Annotated in this window: 17 protein-coding genes; 14 read left to right on the top strand and 3 right to left on the bottom strand. The window is 47.9% G+C overall.

The window, feature by feature from the left end; genetic code table 11:
- The first annotated feature begins 163 nt into the window (after positions 1-163).
- The 8 genes from arcA (at position 164) to B9J87_RS10220 (ending at position 9069) form a co-directional block, all read left to right on the top strand.
- Positions 164-1387 (top strand): arginine deiminase, encoded by a 1224-nt coding sequence (gene arcA, locus B9J87_RS10260; RefSeq protein ID WP_017046788.1) that lies wholly within the window; start codon positions 164-166, stop codon positions 1385-1387.
- A 73-nt stretch (positions 1388-1460) separates the two neighbouring features.
- Positions 1461-2372, top strand: coding sequence for a carbamate kinase (gene arcC, locus B9J87_RS10255; RefSeq protein WP_013855827.1), 912 nt, complete (start codon positions 1461-1463; stop codon positions 2370-2372).
- A 135-nt stretch (positions 2373-2507) separates the two neighbouring features.
- On the top strand, positions 2508-3518 hold the full coding sequence (locus B9J87_RS10250) for an ornithine carbamoyltransferase (RefSeq protein WP_094150560.1): 1011 nt from the start codon (positions 2508-2510) through the stop codon (positions 3516-3518).
- Between the two features lie 441 nt (positions 3519-3959).
- Positions 3960-4889 carry an aspartate carbamoyltransferase gene (pyrB, locus tag B9J87_RS10240; RefSeq protein WP_017042200.1) on the top strand — a complete coding sequence of 310 codons (930 nt, stop codon included), beginning with the start codon at positions 3960-3962 and terminating at the stop codon, positions 4887-4889.
- Between the two features lie 15 nt (positions 4890-4904).
- Positions 4905-5369, top strand: a complete 465-nt coding sequence (gene pyrI / locus B9J87_RS10235) for an aspartate carbamoyltransferase regulatory subunit (protein WP_017042201.1) — start codon at positions 4905-4907, stop codon at positions 5367-5369.
- A gap of 407 nt (positions 5370-5776) precedes the next feature.
- Entirely contained in the window at positions 5777-6235 is a 459-nt protein-coding gene (locus B9J87_RS10230; protein ID WP_088718009.1) for an arginine repressor, read from the top strand.
- Positions 6236-6395: 160 nt separating this feature from the next.
- A complete protein-coding gene (locus tag B9J87_RS10225; protein WP_094150558.1) occupies positions 6396-8198 on the top strand; it encodes a protein-disulfide reductase DsbD in 1803 nt (600 codons plus the stop codon).
- Between the two features lie 241 nt (positions 8199-8439).
- Positions 8440-9069 carry a response regulator transcription factor gene (locus B9J87_RS10220; RefSeq protein WP_013855820.1) on the top strand — a complete coding sequence of 210 codons (630 nt, stop codon included), beginning with the start codon at positions 8440-8442 and terminating at the stop codon, positions 9067-9069.
- A gap of 4 nt (positions 9070-9073) precedes the next feature.
- On the opposite strand, the gene B9J87_RS10215 is transcribed toward B9J87_RS10220, so the two are convergent.
- Positions 9074-10819 (bottom strand): potassium/proton antiporter, encoded by a 1746-nt coding sequence (locus B9J87_RS10215; RefSeq protein ID WP_094150556.1) that lies wholly within the window; start codon positions 10817-10819, stop codon positions 9074-9076.
- Positions 10820-11206: 387 nt separating this feature from the next.
- On the opposite strand from B9J87_RS10215, the gene B9J87_RS10210 reads away from it, so the two are divergent.
- Positions 11207-11473, top strand: coding sequence for a DUF4212 domain-containing protein (locus tag B9J87_RS10210; protein WP_013855818.1), 267 nt, complete (start codon positions 11207-11209; stop codon positions 11471-11473).
- A gap of 12 nt (positions 11474-11485) precedes the next feature.
- Positions 11486-13189, top strand: coding sequence for a sodium:solute symporter family protein (locus B9J87_RS10205; RefSeq protein WP_013855817.1), 1704 nt, complete (start codon positions 11486-11488; stop codon positions 13187-13189).
- A gap of 97 nt (positions 13190-13286) precedes the next feature.
- On the opposite strand, the gene B9J87_RS10200 is transcribed toward B9J87_RS10205, so the two are convergent.
- Positions 13287-16721: a PAS domain-containing hybrid sensor histidine kinase/response regulator gene (locus B9J87_RS10200; RefSeq protein WP_094150554.1), complete on the bottom strand. Its 3435-nt coding sequence runs from the start codon at positions 16719-16721 to the stop codon at positions 13287-13289.
- Positions 16722-16807: 86 nt separating this feature from the next.
- Positions 16808-17998, bottom strand: coding sequence for a 3-phenylpropionate MFS transporter (locus B9J87_RS10195; RefSeq protein ID WP_094150552.1), 1191 nt, complete (start codon positions 17996-17998; stop codon positions 16808-16810).
- 202 nt (positions 17999-18200) lie between these two features.
- Here B9J87_RS10195 and B9J87_RS10190 point away from each other — a divergent pair, with 202 nt between their 5' ends.
- The 4 genes from B9J87_RS10190 (at position 18201) to aroQ (ending at position 23499) form a co-directional block, all read left to right on the top strand.
- The gene (locus B9J87_RS10190; RefSeq protein ID WP_094150550.1) at positions 18201-20027 is read left to right on the top strand and encodes a DUF294 nucleotidyltransferase-like domain-containing protein; all 1827 of its coding nucleotides are present in this window, start codon (positions 18201-18203) and stop codon (positions 20025-20027) included.
- A 13-nt stretch (positions 20028-20040) separates the two neighbouring features.
- Positions 20041-20673: a 3'-5' exonuclease gene (locus B9J87_RS10185; RefSeq protein ID WP_026027882.1), complete on the top strand. Its 633-nt coding sequence runs from the start codon at positions 20041-20043 to the stop codon at positions 20671-20673.
- Between the two features lie 141 nt (positions 20674-20814).
- Positions 20815-22764 (top strand): acetate--CoA ligase, encoded by a 1950-nt coding sequence (gene acs / locus B9J87_RS10180; RefSeq protein WP_094150547.1) that lies wholly within the window; start codon positions 20815-20817, stop codon positions 22762-22764.
- A gap of 285 nt (positions 22765-23049) precedes the next feature.
- On the top strand, positions 23050-23499 hold the full coding sequence (gene aroQ, locus B9J87_RS10175) for a type II 3-dehydroquinate dehydratase (RefSeq protein ID WP_013855811.1): 450 nt from the start codon (positions 23050-23052) through the stop codon (positions 23497-23499).
- Positions 23500-23531 lie beyond the last annotated feature (32 nt).

Genomic DNA, 23531 nt, shown 5'->3' with positions numbered 1-23531 from the left:
CATATACAGACCAAGGGTAATATTAATTGCAGAACAAAGAAGTGAATAAATAAATTCATACTGAATTCCCTACAGAAATAATTATGTATTTATCCAGAACAAGTTGAATTTAATGTCAAAAATATAACGGCATAAATGCATATAAATTAAGAGAGATACTATTATGAGTAAGTTATATGTTGGTTCTGAAATTGGTCAATTACGTCGAGTTCTTGTTCACCGCCCAAGACGCTCACTCACTCACTTAACACCATCCAACTGTCACGACCTTTTGTTTGATGATGTATTGGCCGTAGAGCGTGCGGGGAAAGAGCATGATGCGTTCACACAAACGCTACGTGACCAAGGTGTTGAAGTTTTACTGCTGACCGATCTATTAGCCGACACGCTAGCGGTTCCCGTCGCAAAAGAGTGGCTGCTTACTCAACAAGTATCGGATTACCGCCTTGGCAAAACATTTGCGAATGACGTGCGCTGCTACCTCAGCGATCTGCCAAACCTTGAATTGGCAAAAATCCTGACAGGTGGTTTGTCTTACGCTGAAATGCCAATGAAATCCTCTTCAATGATGCAAGGCTTGCATGCACCAACCGATTTCATCATTGAACCACTACCAAACCATCTATTTACTCGCGATACGTCTTGCTGGGTATACGGTGGCGTGTCAATCAACCCGATGGCAAAACCTGCACGTCAACGTGAAACCAACCATGTGCGTGCGATTTACCGCTGGCATCCAAGCTTTGCGGGCCAAGACTTCATTAAATACTTCGGTGATGACGAGAGCATTAATTACGATAATTCAACCATTGAAGGTGGCGACGTTCTTGTAATTGGCAAAGGTGCAGTACTGATTGGTATGTCTGAGCGCACCACAGCGCAAGGTGTTGAACACTTAGCTGCGGGCCTATTTAAACATGGCCAAGCGAAGCAAATTATTGCGATGGAACTACCAAAACACCGCTCTTGCATGCACTTAGATACCGTCATGACACACATGCGTGAAGACACCTTCTCTGTTTACCCAGAAGTAGTACGCAAAGATGTGAAATGCTGGAGCCTCACAGGCGATGAGTCTGGTGCAGTGAACGTCAAAGAAGAAGGTTACTTCGTGACCGCCATCGAAAAAGCACTTGGCGTTGACAAGCTCAACCTAATCACAACGGGCGGTGACAACTTCAACGCAGAACGTGAACAGTGGAACGATGCAAACAATGTCCTAACCGTCAAACCTGGCGTAGTGATTGGCTATGAAGGCAACACCTATACCAATGAAAAATACGACAAAGCAGGCATCACTGTTCTGTCTATTCCTGGTGACGAATTGGGCCGTGGCCGTGGCGGTGCACGCTGCATGAGCTGCCCAATTGAGCGTGACGGTATCTAGCCCTTAGGTTAATCAAATGGGTTGAGGCAAATTTCCTCTGCACACCTCAACCCACCTTAGAAGAGATAGAATTATGAGCAAACAAACTGTTGTTGTTGCATTAGGTGGAAACGCGCTACTTCGTCGTGGTCAGCCATTAGAAGCAGATGTTCAACGTCGCAACATTGAAATTGCAGTCAAAACCATTTCCGAAATAGCCAAACACTATAACGTGGTGCTGGTGCATGGCAATGGCCCTCAAGTTGGCCTGCTGGCACTACAAGGTCTCGAATACAAAAAAGTAGCGCCGTACCCACTCGACGTATTGGGCAGTGAAACTCAAGGGATGATTGGCTACATGTTGATGCAAGAGTTCAAAAACATGCTACCTGAACGCAACATTTCGTGCATGTTGACCCAAATGATGGTCGACCCGAAAGACCCTGCATTTGCCAACCCAACTAAACCGATTGGCCCAGTTTATCAAGAAGCAGAAGCGCGTGAATTGGCTGAGAAATACCACTGGACAGTCAAGCCCGACGGCCAATATTTCCGCCGTGTGGTTCCGAGTCCTCAACCGATAGGCATCGTCGAACATGATGCGATTTCCCAGCTTATCAGCGCCGGTCATTTAGTGATTTGCACCGGTGGTGGCGGTATTCCAGTCAAACGTGAAAACGGCAAATTAGTCGGTGTAGAAGCAGTGATCGACAAAGACATGTCTGCTGCCTTTCTTGCCAAACAATTGAACGCCGACGCGCTGCTCATTTTGACCGATGCTGACGCCGTTTACCTTGATTGGGGTAAACCAACCCAACATGCGCTGCGCAGCACAACGCCGAGTGAGCTTGCCAACTATCAATTTGATGCTGGTTCTATGGGGCCAAAAATTGAAGCCTCGTGCGAATTCATTCAACAAGGCGGGAAAGTCGTTGGGATCGGCGCGTTAGAAGATGGCCTACGCATCTTAGAAGGCACAGCAGGCACCAACATTACGCGTGACTAAGACATTGTTTTTAAAATCTATTTTATAAACCGAATCTGTTTTTAACTTTAAACAACTGTTTTTAACTTTAAACAAATAGTAACGCTTTCTTCCACCCTCTCATCAGAAGCAAGCGTTGCAAATGAGGAAAAGATCATGGCTTTTAACTTACGCAATCGTAACTTTCTAAAACTTCTTGATTTCACTCCACGCGAAATCCAGCACCTATTGGCTCTATCCCTTGAGCTGAAAAAAGCCAAATACAACGGTTATGAGCAGCCTCGTCTCAAAGGCAAAAACATTGCACTTATCTTTGAAAAAACCTCAACTCGCACTCGCTGTGCATTCGAAGTAGCAGCGTTTGACCAAGGTGCTCAAGTCTCCTACTTAGGCCCATCAGGTTCACAAATTGGCCACAAAGAGTCGATGAAAGATACCGCGCGCGTCTTAGGCCGCATGTATGACGGCATCGAATATCGCGGCTTTGGTCAAGAGATCGTTGAAGAGCTTGGTGCCTACGCTGGCGTACCAGTATGGAACGGCTTAACTGACGAATTCCACCCAACACAAATTTTGGCTGATTTCCTTACCATGATCGAACATGGCCGTGGCAAACGCCTCCATGAAATGAAATTTGCCTACCTCGGTGATGCACGCAACAACATGGGTAACTCCTTGATGGTGGGCGCTGCGAAAATGGGCATGGACATTCGCCTTGTTGCACCAAAAGCGTTCTGGCCAACCGAAGAATTAGTCGCGGAATGTCGCACTATTGCAAAGCAAACAGGCGCGAAAATTACGCTCACAGATGATGTTCAAGAAGGCGTTCAAGGCTGTGATTTCCTTTACACCGATGTTTGGGTATCGATGGGCGAAGCGAAAGAAGCATGGGCAGAGCGCATTGAATTGATGCTGCCTTACCAAGTGAATATGGCGATGTTAAAAGCCACTGGTAACCCACATGTGAAATTCATGCACTGCTTGCCTGCTTTCCACGGCGAAGATACCACCGTTGGCAAAGAGCTTGCGAAAAACTACCCAGTGCTTGCCAAAGGCGTTGAAGTGACCGATGAAGTGATTGAATCTGAGCATTCCATCGTGTTCGATGAAGCTGAAAACCGCATGCACACCATCAAAGCCGTGATGGTGGCCACCTTAGGTAACTAACTTAGGTAACGAATAGTAGATAATGAATCGTCTACTTCATCTCTTTGATGTTGAATCGATGCGAGCTTGAATAAAGCTCGCATTTTTTTTCAGTCAATAACACTCACAAATCGCGCTTATGCTTTAGCTGTAAACGCGTAGTAAATAACATCGAAATCAAGCTAATTTCGCATAAAAATCCATTTTCTGGATATTTTCCAAAGAGTATTGCCAGCGTGTTTTTTGTCCGTATAATCCTTCGCAATTTGTCTAAACGGAGCAGAAAATGAACCGCAGCACTCCCCATCAACGCCATCCATTACACCCGGCGCCGGTCGAGTTAGCTGTTTTGTTTTTCTGTTCTGAACGTTATTGAAGCCTCCTATTTTAGGGGGCTTTTTTTTAAGCAAAATTTCGCAAAGGCTAGTAGCCAAAGCGAACCATACAGAGGGAAGACACGTTATGGCGCATTCGTTATTTAACAAGCACATCATTTCCATTCCAGAACTGAGCCGCGCGGAACTGGAGCTGATTGTTGAAACTGCAACAAGGCTTAAAGCGGAACCAAACCCTGAACTTCTCAAAAATAAAGTGGTGGCAAGCTGCTTCTTTGAACCTTCTACACGTACCCGTTTGTCGTTTGAAACGGCAGTGCAGCGCCTAGGCGGCACAGTGATTGGTTTTGATAATGGCGGCAATACGTCACTTGCCAAGAAAGGGGAAACCTTAGCTGACTCGGTGCAAGTTATTTCCTCTTATGTCGATGCATTTGTCATGCGCCACCCACAAGAAGGCGCTGCACGTTTAGCCTCTGAGTTTTCCAACGGCGTTCCCGTAGTCAACGGTGGCGATGGTGCTAACCAGCATCCCACTCAAACCTTGCTCGATCTGTTTTCCATTTATGAAACGCAAGGCAGGCTCGATAACCTTAACGTCGCGTTCGTCGGCGACTTAAAATATGGCCGCACCGTCCATTCGCTCACCCAAGCCTTATCGAAATTCAACAATGTACGTTTCTTTTTTATCGCCCCAGAAGTGCTGGCGATGCCGGATTACATTTGCGAAGAGCTCTCAGAGGCTGGCATTGCGTTTAGTTTGCACGCCAGCATTGAAGAGGTCGTGCCTGAACTGGATGTGCTGTACATGACGCGCGTACAAAAAGAGCGCTTTGATGCATCCGAATACGCACATATGAAATCGGCTTACATCTTAACCGCAGAAACATTAAAAGAAGCGCGCCACAATTTAAAAGTGCTGCACCCACTGCCTCGGGTCGATGAAATCACCACCGATGTCGATAAAACACCTTACGCCTACTATTTCCAACAAGCCGAAAACGGCGTTTATGCGCGTGAAGCTTTATTAGCCCTTGTTCTTAACCCAACCTTATAAGTAGGAGATAACATCATGGTAAAAGAGACCCAATTGCAAGTTGAAGCGATTCGTAACGGTAGCGTGATTGACCATATCCCTGCCAACCTTGGGATCAAAATTCTCTCTTTGTTTAAGTTAAATGAAACCAATCAACGTGTGACGATTGGCCTAAACCTACCCTCTTCTGCGTTAGGTAATAAAGATCTGATTAAAATAGAAAACCTTTATCTCACCAAAGAGCAAGCGAACCAATTAGCACTGTATGCCCCGAAAGCCACCGTCAATCAAATTGAAGAGTATAAAGTGGTCAACAAACTGACCCTCACTTTGCCAGAGCGAATTGACAGCGTATTTCGTTGCCCAAACAGCAACTGCATCTCTCATGGCGAGCCTGTTGAGAGCCGCTTTAAAGTGCAACTCAAACAAGAGAATGTGCATCTCAAATGCCACTATTGTGAGAAAGTATTCTCTCGCGAAATCATGACTGAACGTTGCTAAAACAGCACTAAGCGCGCATCCATCGCGTTTACAGCCCTGCCAGCCTCCAGCGTCCTAACTCGGCGCTGGACCAACTTACGAATCTTGCATATTTCCGTGCATATTATTCCATCAAATCAACATAAAACGCCAAAAATCAATCGATAATCTAGTTTATTATTTGGTGATCCCCCGCAAAAAGCGACACATTGATTAATGTTAAGCTACAAGCATCAATAATAATCCCCCACCACTTATAGAGGGGAAAGAGCAATGCTCAACCGTTGCGCCATTGGCGTCAAACATAACGTGAACTCACACTCTATGGCTTTGGGAGTGTGCTGGCATGGTAAGGATCACCGATACCCCAGACGCAGTAGCGTGTATAAAAGGAACCGCCCGTGAACAGAAAAATCCCCCACGGCGCAATGCAAACCGATGACAAAACGTTAGCTTCCGCTTGTAAAAAAATCCTACAACAACAAAGTTTTGCTAACCAAAATGAGCTACGACTCAGGCTAATAGAGCTCGGCTACGAAGGCATTAGCCAATCCACTGTGTCACGCTTGCTTTCCCAACTTGGTGTGGTGAAAGTGCAAAATGCGTGCGGGAAAAAAGTGTACTGCATTACGGTCGAAACCGCGCCAGTGCGTGTTGAGTCATCTATCGCCTCACAAATTGAGTTTATCACTCACAATCAATCCACTGTGGTGGTAAAAACTCATCCTGGAAGTGCTCAATTGGTCGCGCGATTGGTTGATATTGATCCCCACACTGAGATTTTAGGAACGGTCGGTGGTAATGACACTGTGCTTATTATTCCCAAAGACATCAATAATATTGAAGCGTGTGAAGCGGTGGTGAAAACTCGCCTAGGTGTCGCTTAACCCCCATCGCCCAGCCAAGTGAGGTCCACAACCTCACTTGGCTTTTCTCGCTTCACTGCCTCATCAGCGACGATTTTTCCATCACTGTGAAACTTATTGCGCCGAAAAGCGGTCTGATTGGGTTAAGATGACACTCACCTAATGAAGACTCGATTTTTGTATGCGCCTACTCTTTTCCTTTGTACTGCTAGCTCTGCTGACACTTTCCCAACCTGCGTTGGCGGTCTTCGGCAATGACAATCCATTCAATAGTGGTAACAACCTCGGTTTGGCCTCAGCCGACAATCAATTTGTCCCAGTTGACCAAGCGTTTCCTTTTCATGCCGAGCAGCAAGGTAAGCAGATCTTCTTAGATTGGCAGGTCAAGCAGGGCTATTACCTCTACCAAGATCGGATCAGTATCAGCGCCGAAAATGCGCAGCTTGGTGAAATCGAGATGCTCGATGGTCAGCCATATCACGATGAATTTTTTGGTGATGTGAAGATTTATACTGAGCCACTGTTTGTCGACATACCGCTCCTCAGTGCAGCAGCGAACGCCAAATTAATTATCCAGTACCAAGGGTGTGCAGAAGCGGGCTTTTGCTACCCACCAGAAACGCGAATTATCGACCTTCAAGCTGTGGCAAGCGATACTGGCTCTGACAACAACACGGCGGCCAATGTAGCGAAAATCGAAACAGATTCGCCAAAAGCGCCCGTGGCTGAACAAGACGGGCTAGCAAACCGCCTCGCCGATTCTTGGTGGACACCGCTGCTCTTTTTAGCACTTGGCGTTGGCCTAGCCTTTACCCCTTGCGTTCTCCCTATGTACCCAATCCTCACCAGTATCGTGCTTGGCCGTGGCCAACTTTCACCACGGCGCGCGTTGATTTTATCGTTTATTTACGTGCAAGGTATGGCGCTCACTTATACCGTGCTTGGCCTAGTCGTCGCTTCGGCTGGGTTACAATTTCAAGCCGCGATGCAGCACCCTTATGTACTGATTGGCCTCAGTACCCTATTTGTGCTACTCGCCCTGTCGATGTTTGGCGTTTATACCTTGCAACTGCCAAGCAAAGTGCAGACGTGGCTAAGCAGCCTGAGTAATAAGCAGCAAGGCGGGAACAGTCTTGGCGTGTTTGCCATGGGCGCGATTTCCGGTTTGGTTTGCTCACCGTGCACCACCGCGCCTCTCTCTGGCGCGCTGCTGTATGTCGCGCAAAGTGGCGACCTATTCACGGGGGCGATTGCACTGTATGCCTTAGCAATGGGCATGGGGATTCCGCTGATTTTGGTCGCCGTGTTTGGTAACAAACTACTCCCCAAAGCCGGTGGCTGGATGGAGAGAGTAAAAACACTATTTGGCTTTATTTTACTGGCTGCGCCGATCTTCTTACTTGAACGCTTATTGCCACCAATGTGGTCAACGGCGCTCTGGTCTGCGCTTGGGATCGCCGCGTTTGGTTGGCTCTATCATTGTAAAAACAGCTTGCCGTTTGGTGGCTGGAAACAGAGCATGGTTGGCATTATTGCGGTATTGGGTCTGTTTGCTTCAGCGCAACCTGCACTGGATGTGTGGTTTAAGCCAGAACAAACCAACCTAGCAAGCCGTAGCCATGTCGAGTTCATTCGGGTGAATAATATTGCCGAGCTCAACTTGCAGTTGAGCCAAGCCAAATTAGCAGGTAAACCCGTCATGCTCGATTTCTACGCCGACTGGTGCGTGGCGTGTAAAGAGTTTGAAAAGTACACTTTCCATCAGCAAGAGGTCGCGCAGAAACTGCAAAACTTTGTGCTATTGCAAGCGGACGTCACCAAAAATCAGCCACAAGATATTGAGCTACTCAAGGCGATGAACGTGCTAGGGTTACCGACGATTGATTTTTGGAATGCGCAAGGTGAACGCGTTTCAAACGCACGTATCAGCGGTTTTATGCCAGCCGATCGCTTTTTAGCGCACCTCACCGCCCACCAGCTTTAAGGTTTACCGATTATTGCCGCCTGTTTGAGCAAGCCATTGCAACAATCGGCAATAATCGCGCGTGAACGCCATCACTTCTTCTCGAACCGCTTGGCATGCACCACTCTCAGATCAGGCTCAGTCACTACTAAGTATCAGACAAAAAGTGGATACAGTTCAGACTTTTAGCGCATAAAGATTGTTCAGTGAGAGATCGCGGTCAATAATCGATTTAACGACATTGCTAAAAGTGTAAAACGTCATGGATTCGACCTACACCATCATCATTGCTGACGACCACCCTCTGTTTCGCAATGCGCTATTTCAATCGGTGCATATGGCGATAAGCGGTGCCAATTTATTGGAAGCGGATTCGCTAGATGCCCTGTTAGCCTTATTAACCAAACAGAGCGATGTGGATTTGCTATTGTTGGATCTCAAAATGCCAGGCGCAAATGGGATGTCAGGGCTCATTCACTTGCGAGCCGAATACCCTGATTTACCGATTGTGGTGATTTCAGCCAGTGAAGAACCTTCGGTGGTGGCGCAAGTAAAAAGCCACGGTGCCTTTGGTTTTATTCCTAAATCGAGTGACATGCGCGCGCTGATCTCGGCGCTCAATCAAGTCCTAGCCGGTGACCCATTTTTCCCTGAAGGGCTAATTGCCAATCACGCCGCATGCAATGATTTAACCAAGAAAATTGCCGCCTTAACCCCGCAACAATACAAAGTATTAGGCATGCTCTCCGATGGGCTACTCAACAAACAAATCGCCTATGAGCTTAATGTTTCTGAGGCGACCATCAAAGCGCACATGACGGCTATTTTCCGTAAACTTGGGGTTAAAAACCGCACTCAAGCAGTAATTTTACTCAATGAGTTGGGCGAGTAGTCGGCTACTCGCTCGCTTCATCTAACGTCTCTTCTAAAGGTAATCGCAAACCGACTTTGGTTGCTTGCCAATCGGCCACGTCCGCCACGACCAGATACAGACCTTGCCATTCAAAATGGTCACCCAGTACTTGTGTGGCTCCGAGCTCTTGGATCAGCAAATCGTTGAGCGTCATCTCTTGATTGAGGTGCTCAATCGTCAAACCATAATAGGCAGCAACGTCAACGAGTTTTGCATCCACATCCAAAAAGAAGTCACCAAAGAAGCGCTCTAACGAGGCTTTTTCTGGCGCTTCACTGAATAGGTTGCTCAGTGATTCGAGATCTTTCTCCTGTGCTAACACGCACAAGACATCGCCCTCTTGCAACTTGGTGCTGCCCGATGGGTGAAGCAGTTGCTCGTCACGAAACACAGCGGTAATACGTGTTCCTTCAGGCATTGAGAGATTGCGTAATGGCTCACCAATACACCATTTATCTTGTTTGAGTTTATAGACCAACATTTCCCATTCGCTGCACGGGTATATCTCAACACCGGTACGTGAAATTGGCTCAGGTTTGGGCGGTAGTTCAACGCGAGCCAAAGCGGCCGCTTTCATCAAGGTTCCCCCTTGTACCACTAGCGACACCATCACCACGAAGAAAGCTAAGTTGAAATAGAGCTGCGCATTCGGCAAACCGGCCATCATTGGGAAAACAGCTAAAATAATGGGTACAGCGCCGCGCAGTCCAACCCAAGAGATAAACCACTTTTCACGCGCAGTAAATGCTTTGAATGGCAATAAACCAATCCATACAGAAATGGGGCGCGCAAACAAAATCATACCAAAGGCGAGCGCAAAGCCCGGCACCGCAATGGTCAGCAATTCAGAAGGTGTGACCAATAACCCAAGTACCAAGAACATGCCAATTTGGCTAAGCCACGTCATCCCATCCAGTACGTTCAAAATGGAATAGCGGCAACGAGTCGGTTTATTGCCCAGCAATAAACCCGTCAAGTAGATGGATAAAATACCACTGCCGCCGAGTGAATTGGACAGCGCAAAGATAATCAAACCGCCACTGATGGCCAAAATGGAATAGAGCCCTTCTGGAAGTTGATTGCTATTAATCAGCTTCCAGAGCAGCCAACCTCCGGCTAATCCAAATAAAGCCCCGAGACCAAATTGCTGGATAAAACTCAGCAGCAAGAATCCTGCGCTGAGATCATCGCCTTGGCTACCCAGTACCGCAATTAATGTCACGGTTAAAAACACCGCCATTGGATCGTTAGTGCCCGATTCAATCTCTAACGTTGAACCGACGCGCTCATTCAAGCTTCTCCCTTTAAGCAGGGAAAAAACCGCCGCCGCATCGGTTGAGCCAACAATCGCACCCACCAAAATACCTTGCACTAATTCCAAATTAAACAGCCATGCCGCCATCAAGCCGGTGAGAATGGTGGTGATCGCCACCCCAAACGTCGCTAACGAAACTGACGGCCAAAAGGCAATCCGAAAACTGGCAACACGGGTACGCATGCCGCCATCTAATAGGATGATGGCAAGCGCTAAGTTACTGACTAAATAAGCAATCGGATAATTATCAAATAAGATGCCACCGGGGCCATCCTCCCCAGCCAACATACCCACCAATAAAAAAACGAGCAGAATAGGAATTCCTAACTTAGAAGAGACTGGACTTAACAACACACTTAATGCAATCAGCAAAGCACCTACGAGAAAAAAACCATTGATAGCGATTGCATCCATATTCCTTCCTTATTGATTTAATTATTATTGATTGAATAACCAACATAAATTCGCGTTCCATTGTGCCTTAGTTTAATCCGTTTTTAAGACAACTTTATGTAAACATTGATCGTTTTTATCGCGGCATGAATAACCAACCACATAAAAAATCGTTAACTCGCCATGAGCGATTTTCCAATCAAGAGCTTATGATCTTATACTTTTGGCTAATTTAACATTTATTCAACATAAGAAAGACCTTCTAAATTGAGGCATTTCATTTAGTTACAATGAATTGGAAAAAACAACCTCCCGACTAAAGTTGCACAGACCCACCACCCTTTCACTGCTATCTTAATTTCGTAACATTAAATTAACACTACGATATAAAAACCGAAGGAGAAGGTCATGGCGTTCCAATCAACCGAACATGCTCAAGCCTACTGGAAGGAAAACTTGGGAATTATGGGCTCACTGCTGGCAGTGTGGTTCTTGGTATCATATGGTGCAGGCGTTCTTTTCGTCGACGCACTTAATACGATTCATTTAGGCGGGTTCAAACTAGGGTTCTGGTTCGCACAACAAGGGTCCATCTATACCTTTGTCGCCTTGATCTTTATTTACGTTGTGCGCATGAATGCGCTCGACAAGAAATACAACGTGCAGGAAGACTAAGAGGTTTACGAAATGGATATTCAAACTTGGACGTTTATTCTGGTCGGTATTACGTTTGCACTCTATATCGGCATTGCCATTTGGGCCCGTGCAGGATCGACCAGTGAATTCTATGTTGCTGGCGGTGGTGTTCACCCTGTTGCCAACGGCATGGCAACCGCAGCGGACTGGATGTCAGCCGCTTCATTTATCTCAATGGCGGGTATCATCTCGTTCATTGGCTATGATGGTACCGTGTACTTGATGGGCTGGACAGGCGGCTATGTGTTATTGGCACTTTGCCTTGCACCTTACTTGCGTAAATTTGGCCAGTTCACCGTGCCAGATTTTATCGGTGAGCGATACTACTCAAAAACCGCGCGTATGGTGGCGGTATTTTGCGCCATCTTTATCTCGTTTACTTATGTTGCGGGGCAAATGCGCGGCGTCGGCGTGGTATTCTCTCGCTTCCTCGAAGTGGATATTAACGTTGGTATCGTCATCGGTATGGGGATCGTGTTTTTCTATGCGGTACTCGGTGGCATGAAAGGCATCACTTATACGCAAGTTGCACAGTTCTGCGTGCTCATTTTCGCCTTCCTTGTTCCCGCCATTTTCACCTCGATCATGATGACAGGTAACCCTCTGCCACAAATTGGTATGGGCTCAACCATTACCGGTACCGATGTTTACCTACTCGATAAACTCGATGGCTTAACTCAAGAGCTCGGCTTCACCGCTTATACCGAAGGCAACAAGAGCACGGTTGACGTGTTCTTTATCTGCGCAGCCTTGATGGTGGGTACTGCTGGTCTTCCTCACGTCATTATTCGCTTCTTCACTGTGCCTAAAGTGCGTGATGCGCGTATCTCAGCAGGTTGGGCATTGCTGTTCATCTCTTTGTTATACACCACAGCGCCAGGTGTTGCTGCTTTTGCTCGCGTGAACATGATTGAGACCATTAATGGCCCAGACATGCAAGGCGTACCCGCAACAGACGCGCCTACTTGGTTTAAGAACTGGGAGAATACTGGCCTTGTAAGCTGGAAAGATAAGAACAACGACGGTCGTATGTTCTACTCTGGCGATGAGCGCAACGAGATGAACATTAACCGTGACATCATCGTATTGGCGTCTCCTGAACTGGCAAAACTGCCAAACTGGGTGGTTGGCTTGCTCGCAGCTGGGGGTTTAGCTGCTGCGCTTTCGACAGCTGCAGGTCTTTTATTGGTTATCTCGACGTCAATTTCTCACGACTTATTGAAGAAAGGCTTCAAACCAAACATGACCGATAAACAAGAGCTGTTAGCCGCACGCTTAGCCGCCATCATTGCGATTGTGGGTGCTGGTTACCTAGGCATTAACCCACCGGGTTTTGTGGCTCAGGTGGTAGCGTTTGCCTTCGGATTGGCAGCCGCCTCCTTCTTCCCGGCCATTATTTTGGGCATCTTCTACAAGAAGATGAATAAAGAAGGCGCGATCGCGGGCATGGTCGCAGGGATTATCTTTACTGCAACCTACATCATCTACTTCAAATTCATTAACCCGGCAGCCAGCACGCCAGATAACTGGTTGTTTGGTATCAGCCCTGAAGGCATTGGTACGTTAGGTATGTGTTTGAACTTCGTGGTATCGATTGTGGTGAATAAATTTACCGCAGAAGTTCCAACCGAAGTGCAAGAAATGGTGGAGTCAATCCGCTTCCCGAAAGGCGCGGGGCAAGCTCACGACCACTAATCTTCACCTGCGAGCGTCATGCTCGATGTTCGCTCCGCAGTGAAGTGTGATAACAACCATAAAGCCGATGCCCACGCATCGGCTTTATGCTGCATGCTTAATTGACTCGATTCAACAGCGCGCGCAGTTTGAGTGGTTTTATTGGTTTGGGAATAAAGCTAAAGCCATTGGATTTAATCGCATCCATCATCTCTTCAGTGCGATCAGCGCTGATGATGACCCCTTCAAAGCTATCTCCAAGCCGCAAGCGACACTGCTGCAACACTTCTAAACCAGTGCGACCATTATCTAAGCGGTAATCCGACAAAATAACATCAGGCAACCAATTGTTTTCTAATGCTTTCAGGCTTTGCAGTAAGTCCGCTGCTACTTTGACATCACACCCCCACCTTACGAGCAGATCGTTCATGCCGACTAAAATATCAGCTTCGTTGTCCACACACAGTACGCGCAGATGATTGAGATCAGATGGCATACCTTGCTCTATCGCCAGGGTCGGAGCCTGTTTGACAGGTTCAGCTCGCGTCAAAGAGAGCGAAAACACGCTGCCTTTTCCATGCCAAGAGCGCATCGAAATTTCATGACCCAGCACATATGCAATGCCTTTTGAAATCGCTAAACCGAGCCCCAAACCTTGGTCAGAACGGACTTGGCTACCACGGTTAAACTCTTCGAAGATTTCTTGCTGCTTATCTTGCTCGATACCAATGCCGTTATCCCAAACATCAATCCTGACCTGATCTCGCACTCGGCGTACACCCAGCACCACTTTACCTTTAGGGTTATAGCGAAACGCGTTAGTGAGAAAGTTTTGTACCACACGACGCAATAATTTAGGGTCAGACATCACATAGAGCGAGGATGGGATCACTTTAAAATCAATCCCTTGCTGCTTAGCTAAAGCGCTAAATTCAGCGTTAAGATTCGAAAATACATCATTAATAGCAAAGCTATGAGAATGCACATCGAGCTTGCCGGACTCTAAACGTGAAATATCCAGCAAATCACCAATCAGATCTTCAGCCGCGCCCAGAGCACTCTCTATATAACCCGCCAACGTTTTCACTTCCGTCTCTTTAGCCACTTCCGAGAGCGAGGAAGCGAACAGGCGCGCAGCGTTCAACGGCTGCATTAAATCGTGGCTGACGGCGGCCAAAAAGCGCGATTTTGATTGCGATTCTTGGTCTGATTTTTGAGTTGCCGCCACCAAGCGTTTGTTGAGGGTTTCAAGCTCTAGGGTGCGTTGGTGCACGCGCTCTTCCAAGGTCTCATTAGCCTCTTTTAATGCCTGCTCCGCCTCGCGAAAAACGGTGATGTCGCTAAAGCTCATCACAAACCCGCCGCCCGGCATCGGGTTGCCTTGCACTTCAATAACTCGTCCATCAGGACGAATACGCGCCGAAGTGTGTCTGGTTCCTTGCTCAAGGTGATACACCCGCCGCCGCACGTGATCCTCAGGGTCACCAGGGCCGCATAATCCGTGTTGCGCGTTGTGCCGTATCACATCCGCAATCGGCCGCCCCACTTGAATCAGCCCAGCGGGAAACTCAAACAGTTCGAGATAGCGTTGATTCCACGCCACCAGCCGTAGCTTTTTATCGACCACGGTAATTCCTTGACCAATATGCTCAATGGCCCCTTGCAATAAGCCGCGACTAAAGTCGTACAGTTCGGATGCTTCATCAACAATGGTCGCCACTTCCTCAAGCTGCATGTTGCGTCCTTGCAGCGCGGAAGTGAGCACCAATTTGGCCGAAGAAGCACCAAACACCCCCGCCAGCACTCTCTCTGTATGACGGATTAAGGTAGATGGCGCTTGTTGGTTAGGTAGTAACGTCTCTCTCTGCTGGCTCCAATATTGGCGAAAGGCAGTGCGAACGCGAGTGCGCCCCACAAAACGAGCGGCCAACATTTCAAGCTCAGCCACTGTCACGCGGCTTTGATACAAGCTGAGATTCTCACTCTCAGGCAGCGGCGTACCGACAAAAGAGGCCGATTGTAAACGCTCACTCAAACTCGGACGAGTCACCATAGAGACAATAACGTAGCAGAATGTGTTGAGCGCAACACTGAGCATCATGCCCCAATCTGAGTTTTTCAGCCCCATCTGCACCAACCAATCCGGCGGGGTGATCATCCATAACAGAACGTTACTTTGTGCATCGCCCGCCAGCATGTCGGTTTGGCTCATTAAGGTTACTAGCCACACAGTAAAACCGACCACCAATCCAACATAAACGCCTTTACGGTTGCCTTCACGCCAGTACATGCCACCAATCAATGAAGGGGCAAATTGGGTAATCGCCGCAAATGAGAGAAAACCGATCGCCGATAAAGAACCAATCGCATCCAACGCCTGATAAAAACCCCAAGCGCCAAGCAGCAGCAATAGAATCAACCCGCGGCGGATGTTGAGCAACAACCCAGATAAATGACGGTAGTTGCGCTGAGTTAAGCGCATGCGGCGCAACAGAAGCGGCATCACCAAATCATTAGAAACCATGATAGCCAATGCGATGGTCGAGACAATCACCATGCCGCTGGCCGCTGATGTGCCACCTAAAAACGCCAGTAAGGCTATCTGCTCTGCGCCCACCGACATAGGCACGCTGAGTACATAAGTATCGGCAGGGCTGCCGCTTAACAAACTTTGCCCAACCCATGCAATAGGTAGAACAAATAACCCCATCAAAGTCAGGTAAAGAGGAAATAACCAGCGCGCCGTGTGTAGATCTTGCGCGCGTTCATTTTCTACCACCATGGTATGAAACTGACGCGGTAAACAGATGATCGCCATCATGGTTAATACGGTGTGGATCAACAGCGTTGGCCAGTTGGGCGCTTGATACGTCTGCTGAGCAATCGCACTTAGATCAACCGTTTCACGGCTTGAAGCCAGATAAATGATGAAACCGCCCACGGTTAAAAAAGCGACCAATTTAACAATCGATTCAAATGCAATCGCCATCATCATGCCGCGGTGGTGCTCGGTGTTATCAATATGCCGTGTACCAAACAGCATAGTAAATAGCGCTAAAGCCGCGACCACAAACCACGAGACGTGATAATTCTGATAACCAAATTGCGTAGCGAGGTTGGGGGCGACAATCTCAAGCCCCATAGTGATGCCGCGCAGTTGCAAGGCGATGTAAGGTAAAATGCCCACCACGGCAATCAAAGTTACGGTTACCGCTAATCCTTGCGATTTTCCGTAGCGAGCAGCAATAAAATCGGCTATGGAGGTAATATGTTCGCGCTTCGCGATCAAAATCAGCCGCGCCAACATACGCCAGCCAAGGGTAAACACTAAAATAGGCGCAATGTAGATAGGCAGAAATGACCAAGGGTTGCTAGCCGCTTGACCGACAGTGCCGTAAAAAGTCCAAGAGGTGCAATAAACCGCGATCGATAAGCTGTAGATCCACGGTCGCCATTTCGCCAGCCATTGGCTTTGCCTATCACCATACCAAGCGACGAGAAACAGCACGCCTAAGTAAGCGAGCGAAACGGGAACGACGATCCATCCTTGCATTTGATATCCTTATCGGTTCAAAAAAGCCTCTTCAAAGAAGAGGCTTCATTTAACTAAGGATAATTTTTAATCTCAATCAGTTAAGGTTAATTCTGTGCTTCAGGCTCAGCTTTGATTACCTCAGTACCTGACTCATTGGATGATGTGGGTTCGACTTTAATCAACAGCGCCAAAATGCCCATTGCCGCCATCGCCCAAAATACATTAGCGCCCCAGCGTTCATAACCCCAGCCACTCAAGGTGGTCATCAAAGCAATAAATGCCCCAAGTGGAATGGCGTTATACAGCGCTTGCATAGCCACCATTTTGCTTTGCGGTGCGTGCTGAATGTATTGAATCGCCGCTATATGCGCCATCGCAAACGTCACCCCATGTAGCAGTTGAATCGTCCCTAGCGCAAGCAGCGCGGTGGTCGACGCCATTAACGTCCAACGCACCACAACCCCAATCGACGCGACAACAAATAATGTGCGTAGTGACCAGCCTGAAAAAAGGCGTTTGCTGAGCGCAAATACCGCGACTTCAGCGGCAACCCCTAAACTCCATAAATAGCCAATCAGCTCTTCCGAATGCCCCGCCGCTTTCCAGTGAATCGAACTGAAACTGTAATACGCCGCGTGACTGCCCTGTATTAGCGCCGCTAAAATCAAGAATTTTATCACTGGCCACTCACACAATAACTGCGTCAGTTTAGGTCGGACGGCATGTGCATCACCAACCGTCACGGGCATTGGGTTGGGATTGCGCAAGCTAATCAATAGTGAAACAAACACCCCAGCCAAGGCGGTGTAGAGGATCATGTCAGAACCATAACGTGCCACAAGTACGCCAACCACAGTAGAACCAGCGATAAAAGCCACCGACCCCCATAAGCGAGTGCGACCATAATCGAGCATTTTTAAGCGTGCATAATAGTTAGCCATCGCATCGGATAGCGGCACCACGGGGCCACAGCAAAGGTTAAACAACACAGTAGCTAACGCCATCAGCCAGAAACTGCCGCCCGTAAAGAAGTGAAAACCAATAAATAAAAACGCCGCCAAACTTAACCAACGCAGTGCTGGTAGAAGAAGCTCGGCCTTATGGATACGCGGCGTAATCACCAAATTAGCGACGCAACGCGTGGCAAAGCCCATACCGATTAATACGCCAATATCGGTTGCAGACACACCTTGGGTTTCAAACCACAGCGCCCAAAATGGCAAGTAAACGCCATACGCAAAGAAGAAACCAATAAAGTACTGCGATATCCAACCATATGGAGAGGGGTTAAGCATGATTCATCCTGAACAAAACGAGGGAGAGAAAACGGCCGTATTATGCAGGCAGTTTAAGATTCTAAAAAGGGAAGTTTACTGATAAATCTGTTTCCTTATTCACAACCTTGCGGGTCATATCACTCATTAGACCAAAGTCGTCTGGAGGTAGTGGCGATTTTTGTCACACTTAGATAGGAATTTCTTCTGAGTGACGATCGTTATGCCTGACAAATTCAACATGCAGTCACCGCCCTTTGACCGCTTAACATTGCCGCAGCAACAGCGACTTCGCTCATCCTTGGATGTAGCGTATTTTCGTAGCAACGATCAGCTGCAGGCCAGTGACAGACCCTGCGTGTATCTGCACGTACTGATCAAAGGCGCGGTCGAAGAACGCTCGCCAGATGGCAAAGAGATTTTTGCTCACTACGCCAACGATGACATGTTTGATGTACGCGCACTGTTTGAAGAAAAAGCCAAGCATCAGTACGTGGCGCTGGAAGATACCTTAAGCTATCTGCTGCCGAAAGCCGTCTTTCTCGAACTGTATAATGACAACGGTCAGTTCGCCGCCTACTTCGACAATAATCTCGCCAAACGCCAAGCTCTGCTTGATGTAGCACACCAGCAAAAGAATTTAGCCGAATTTATTTTAACTAAGGTGGATGACTCGATTTACCATCCACCGATGATTTTAAACCCAGATCAACCGCTCAACCAAGTGACCCAGCAATTACGCGATAACGGAGTTGATGCGGCCTTAGTTCGTCTTGCTGAGCATGATCAACGCTTAATCGAAAACCCCAGTGCGCACCCCTATGCTATCGTCACGCGCACCAATATGCTTCATTCCGTTATGCTCGATAACCATCCGCTCGATACCCCTGTTGGGGAAATTGCTACCTTTCCTGTGCTGCACATCAACGATGGCGATTTTCTGTTTAATGCGATGATCGCCATGACGCGCAACCGCATAAAACGAGTGATGGTGTGTGATGGCCATCAAGCCGTTGGCATGCTGGACATGACACAAATTCTCAGTGCTTTCTCCACTCATTCTCACGTGCTGACGTTAAGTATTGCTCGCGCCAACTGCGTGGAAGAGCTAGCTCTTGCCTCCAACAAACAGCGGCAACTGGTTGAAAGCCTAATCAACAATGGCATTCGCACTCGTTTTATTATGGAGCTGATTTCAGCGGTCAATGAACAGATCATCGAAAAAGCCTTTCAGTTGGTTGTGCCGCCCGCGCTGCATGATCACTGCTGCTTGATCGTACTCGGCTCCGAAGGCCGTGGAGAGCAGATCCTCAAAACCGACCAAGATAACGCGCTGATCATCAAAGATGGCTTGCAGTGGCATCAAATGGGGGTGGTCATGGACACGCTCACCCACACCTTACAGCAGCTCGGCTATCCGCTTTGTCCGGGCAATGTGATGGTCAATAATCCCAAATGGGTTAAAAGCCAAACTGAGTGGAAAACAACGCTTAGCCAATGGGTGAAAGCGGCCAAACCCGAGCAAGTGATGGACATTGCGATCATGGCCGACGCACATGCTGTCGCGGGCAACAAACACTTATTGGCCCCTATTAAACAGCACTTGAGCCATTTAATGGCCGACCAAGAATTGATTTTGATGGAGTTTACTCGCCCCGCGCTGAGTTTTTCTGTGCCACTCACGCTGTTTGGCACCGTAAAACACTCCAAATCTGGCTTAGATATTAAACAAGGTGGCATTTTCCCGATTGTGCATGGCATTCGCGCCCTAAGCCTTGAACATCAAGTTCAACAAAACAACACCTTTGAACGCATCGAGGCGCTAGTAGAGCAACGGGTTTTGGAAAAAGAAACCGCCGATAATCTCAGTGAAGCGCTCAAACAGTTCTTTAAATTGCGCTTAGCTCAGCAACTGAGCAATCAACACAGCACCAATAAACTCGATTTAAAACAGCTCGACCGAACCGAGCGTGACCTGCTCAGGCACAGTTTACACGTGGTGAAAAAATTCAAGCAGTGGCTTGGCTATCACTATCAAATTCGCGAATAGTGGAGTCTGAAAATTGAATTGGTTTACACGCCATTATTGGTTTCACAAACTAAAAGACTCGCCTTATCAGCCGCTGTTTGCAACGCCGATGCAAGGGGAATATGTATCGCTCGATTGCGAAACCACCAGCCTTGACCCGAATCGCGCCGAGTTAGTGACGATTGCCGCCACCAAAATTATCGACAACCGTATTTTAACCAGCCAGCCATTTGAAGTGCGTTTGAGCGCGCCACAATCGCTCGACTCGGGTTCAGTCAAAATCCACAAAATTCGCCATCAAGATCTGGTCGATGGCATCGACGAGCAAGAGGCCATCACTCACCTATTAGACTTTATCGGCAACCGACCTTTAGTGGGCTACCACATTCGCTATGACAAAAAAATCCTCGACCTCGCTTGCCGGCGACATTTAGGCTTTCCACTGCCCAATGCCCTCATCGAAGTAAGTCAAATCTATCATGATCAGTTAGAGAGAATGCTGCCGAACGCGTACATCGACCTCAGCTTAGAGGCGATTTGTCGCCATCTCGACTTGCCGATGCAGGATAAACACGACGCGCTACAAGATGCCATCGCCGCGGCATTAGTGTTTGTGCGCTTGACCAAAGGTGATCTGCCTCCCTTTGTTGCACCTTACTCGCGCTAGCACTTACCCCACACTCATCCTAAAGTCTAATTGTAGAAAATCGCACTCTGACTGACAGTTACCCACATACAGATTTTCCTTTCAGCGCAATTTGATCGCCAATCAACAGGGAAATTGTTCAAATTCACAAGGAGAAAAGCAATGAGTGAAGCCCACGTTTATCCGGTAAAAGAGAACATCAAAGCCAAAACACATGCGGATAATGACACTTACCTAGCGATGTACCAACAATCAGTGACCGACCCAGAAGGCTTCTGGAGTGAACACGGCAAGATTGTGGATTGGATTAAGCCTTTCACTCAAGTGAAACAAACCTCGTTTGATACTGGCCATGTAGATATTCGCTGGTTTGAAGATGGCACATTAAACGTCTCCGCCAACTGCATCGATCGCCACCTTGCCACTCGTGGTGATGAAGTGGCGATTATCTGGGAAGGTGACGATCCGGCTGACGATAAAACCCTCACCTTTAAAGAACTCCATCAACAAGTGTGTCGCTTTTCTAATGTGTTAAAAGATCAAGGAGTTCGCAAAGGAGATGTGGTCTGTCTTTACATGCCAATGGTGCCAGAAGCAGCCGTTGCGATGCTCGCTTGTACTCGAATAGGCGCAGTGCATACTGTGGTGTTTGGTGGCTTTTCACCGGAAGCCCTTTCCGGTCGTATCATTGATTCCGATTCCAAAATAGTCATCACCGCCGACGAAGGTGTACGTGGCGGTCGCGCTGTGCCCTTGAAGAAAAACGTCGATGAAGCCTTGACCCACCCTGAAGTGAAAAACATCAGCAAAGTGATCGTCTTTAAACGCACTGGTGGCCAAATTGACTGGCACGAACATCGTGATGTGTGGTGGCATGAAGCAACCGCAAAAGCTTCCGACCACTGCCCAGCCGAAGCCATGAAAGCGGAAGATCCCTTCTTCATTCTCTATACCTCTGGTTCAACGGGTAAACCCAAAGGTGTGCTGCACACAACCGGTGGCTACCTTGTTTACGCGGCGATGACCTTCAAATATGTGTTTGACTACCAGCCGGGCGAAGTGTTTTGGTGTACCGCCGATGTGGGCTGGATCACTGGCCACACCTACTTGGTTTACGGTCCTTTGGCCAATGGCGCAAAAACCGTTCTGTTTGAAGGGGTTCCCAACTACCCAGACACCAACCGCATGAGTCAAGTGGTGGATAAACACCAAGTCAACATTCTTTACACTGCGCCGACCGCTATTCGCGCCTTGATGGCGAAAGGCAATGAAGCCGTCAAAGAGACGTCACGCACCAGTTTGCGCATTATGGGTTCGGTGGGAGAACCGATTAACCCAGAAGCGTGGGAGTGGTACTACAAAACCATCGGTAACGAAAAATCACCGATTGTCGATACATGGTGGCAAACCGAAACGGGTGGCATTTTAATTACGCCACTGCCGGGCGCGACGGCACTTAAACCGGGTTCGGCCACACGGCCATTCTTTGGCGTGCAACCAGCCTTGGTCGATAACATGGGCAACATCATTGAAGGGGCTGCCGAAGGTAACTTGGTTATTTTAGATTCATGGCCGGGCCAAATGCGCACCGTTTATGGCGATCATGACCGTTTTGAACAAACCTATTTTTCAACCTTCAAAGGTATGTATTTCACCAGTGATGGCGCACGCCGTGATGAGGATGGCTACTACTGGATAACGGGCCGCGTGGATGACGTGTTAAACGTTTCTGGCCACCGCATGGGCACCGCGGAAATTGAATCAGCTTTGGTTGCTTTTGATAAAATTGCAGAAGCGGCGATTGTCGGCGTTCCACACGATATTAAAGGCCAAGCCATTTATGCTTACATCACCTTAAATGATGGCGTCTACCCCAGTGCCGAGTTGCACAAAGAGGTCAAAGATTGGGTACGAAAAGAGATTGGCCCAATTGCAACTCCCGATGTACTGCACTGGACCGATTCACTGCCCAAAACCCGTTCTGGCAAAATCATGCGCCGTATTTTGCGTAAAATCGCCACCGGCGACACCAGCAATTTGGGCGATACCTCGACACTGGCCGATCCTAGCGTAGTGGATAAATTGATCGCCGAAAAAGCAGAATTGTCTTAACGCTAACGATTCTACCTGCCGCGAGGCATTGAGATGATTAAGCCGTCACACTTGTGGCGGCTTTTTCTTTCCCTCTCAGTTCTTCTCATTCTGTTAACTCGGTTGCAGAATTAAATGAGTAAACTATCTGATAAGACCAGTAAATTGCTGCCATTTGCGCTGAATTAGCTATAATCTTGGGCAATTTCTTAAATTCAGGGAATTTTTGACGAAAAATTCACTCTGACCTAAGAATAATATGGGAATATTAATATTCGTTTCACGATATAGGGAGATGTCGACACAATGACTGCTAAATCTCGCATTCTGGTCTTAAATGGGCCAAATCTTAACCTGTTAGGGCTACGTGAACCTGCACATTATGGTTCTGACACCTTAGCGCACATTGTCGAGACATTACGCGAACAAGCGCAAAAAGCAGATATTGAGTTAGAACATCTTCAATCGAACCGCGAATATGAGCTGATCGAAGCCATCCATGCCGCTTACGGCAAGGTCGACTTCATCATCATTAATCCCGCCGCATTGACGCACACCAGTGTGGCACTGCGCGATGCGTTATTGGGTGTCGCCATCCCATTTATTGAAGTGCATCTATCCAACGTTCACGCACGTGAACCTTTTCGCCATCACTCCTATCTGTCGGATAAGGCGCAAGGGGTGATTTGCGGGTTAGGTGCACAAGGTTATGAATTTGCTCTTGCAGCTGCCATAAAAGCGCTACAGGCAAAATAACCCACAGACGATCAACGATAAACAAACACTCT

Origin of the sequence: Vibrio sp. V19_P1S1T109 (assembly GCF_002241375.1) — a bacterium.
Taxonomy (GTDB): Bacteria; Pseudomonadota; Gammaproteobacteria; order Enterobacterales; family Vibrionaceae; genus Vibrio; species Vibrio anguillarum.
The sequence above is the reverse complement of the archived record's forward strand: the minus strand, read 5'-3'. Positions and strand labels throughout refer to the sequence as shown.

What these genes read in the sequence shown, in the direction of transcription:
- pyrB (WP_017042200.1), top strand. Translation starts at nt 3,960, where the DNA reads ATGGCGCATTCGTTATTTAACAAGCACATCATTTCCATTCCAGAACTG.
- arcA (WP_017046788.1), top strand. Translation starts at nt 164, where the DNA reads ATGAGTAAGTTATATGTTGGTTCTGAAATTGGTCAATTACGTCGAGTT.
- B9J87_RS10205 (WP_013855817.1), top strand. Translation starts at nt 11,486, where the DNA reads ATGGATATTCAAACTTGGACGTTTATTCTGGTCGGTATTACGTTTGCA.
- B9J87_RS10200 (WP_094150554.1), bottom strand. Translation starts at nt 16,721, where the DNA reads ATGCAAGGATGGATCGTCGTTCCCGTTTCGCTCGCTTACTTAGGCGTG.
- B9J87_RS10210 (WP_013855818.1), top strand. Translation starts at nt 11,207, where the DNA reads ATGGCGTTCCAATCAACCGAACATGCTCAAGCCTACTGGAAGGAAAAC.
- arcC (WP_013855827.1), top strand. Translation starts at nt 1,461, where the DNA reads ATGAGCAAACAAACTGTTGTTGTTGCATTAGGTGGAAACGCGCTACTT.
- B9J87_RS10220 (WP_013855820.1), top strand. Translation starts at nt 8,440, where the DNA reads ATGGATTCGACCTACACCATCATCATTGCTGACGACCACCCTCTGTTT.
- B9J87_RS10215 (WP_094150556.1), bottom strand. Translation starts at nt 10,819, where the DNA reads ATGGATGCAATCGCTATCAATGGTTTTTTTCTCGTAGGTGCTTTGCTG.
- aroQ (WP_013855811.1), top strand. Translation starts at nt 23,050, where the DNA reads ATGACTGCTAAATCTCGCATTCTGGTCTTAAATGGGCCAAATCTTAAC.
- B9J87_RS10250 (WP_094150560.1), top strand. Translation starts at nt 2,508, where the DNA reads ATGGCTTTTAACTTACGCAATCGTAACTTTCTAAAACTTCTTGATTTC.
- B9J87_RS10195 (WP_094150552.1), bottom strand. Translation starts at nt 17,998, where the DNA reads ATGCTTAACCCCTCTCCATATGGTTGGATATCGCAGTACTTTATTGGT.
- acs (WP_094150547.1), top strand. Translation starts at nt 20,815, where the DNA reads ATGAGTGAAGCCCACGTTTATCCGGTAAAAGAGAACATCAAAGCCAAA.
- pyrI (WP_017042201.1), top strand. Translation starts at nt 4,905, where the DNA reads ATGGTAAAAGAGACCCAATTGCAAGTTGAAGCGATTCGTAACGGTAGC.
- B9J87_RS10230 (WP_088718009.1), top strand. Translation starts at nt 5,777, where the DNA reads ATGCAAACCGATGACAAAACGTTAGCTTCCGCTTGTAAAAAAATCCTA.
- B9J87_RS10190 (WP_094150550.1), top strand. Translation starts at nt 18,201, where the DNA reads ATGCCTGACAAATTCAACATGCAGTCACCGCCCTTTGACCGCTTAACA.
- B9J87_RS10225 (WP_094150558.1), top strand. Translation starts at nt 6,396, where the DNA reads ATGCGCCTACTCTTTTCCTTTGTACTGCTAGCTCTGCTGACACTTTCC.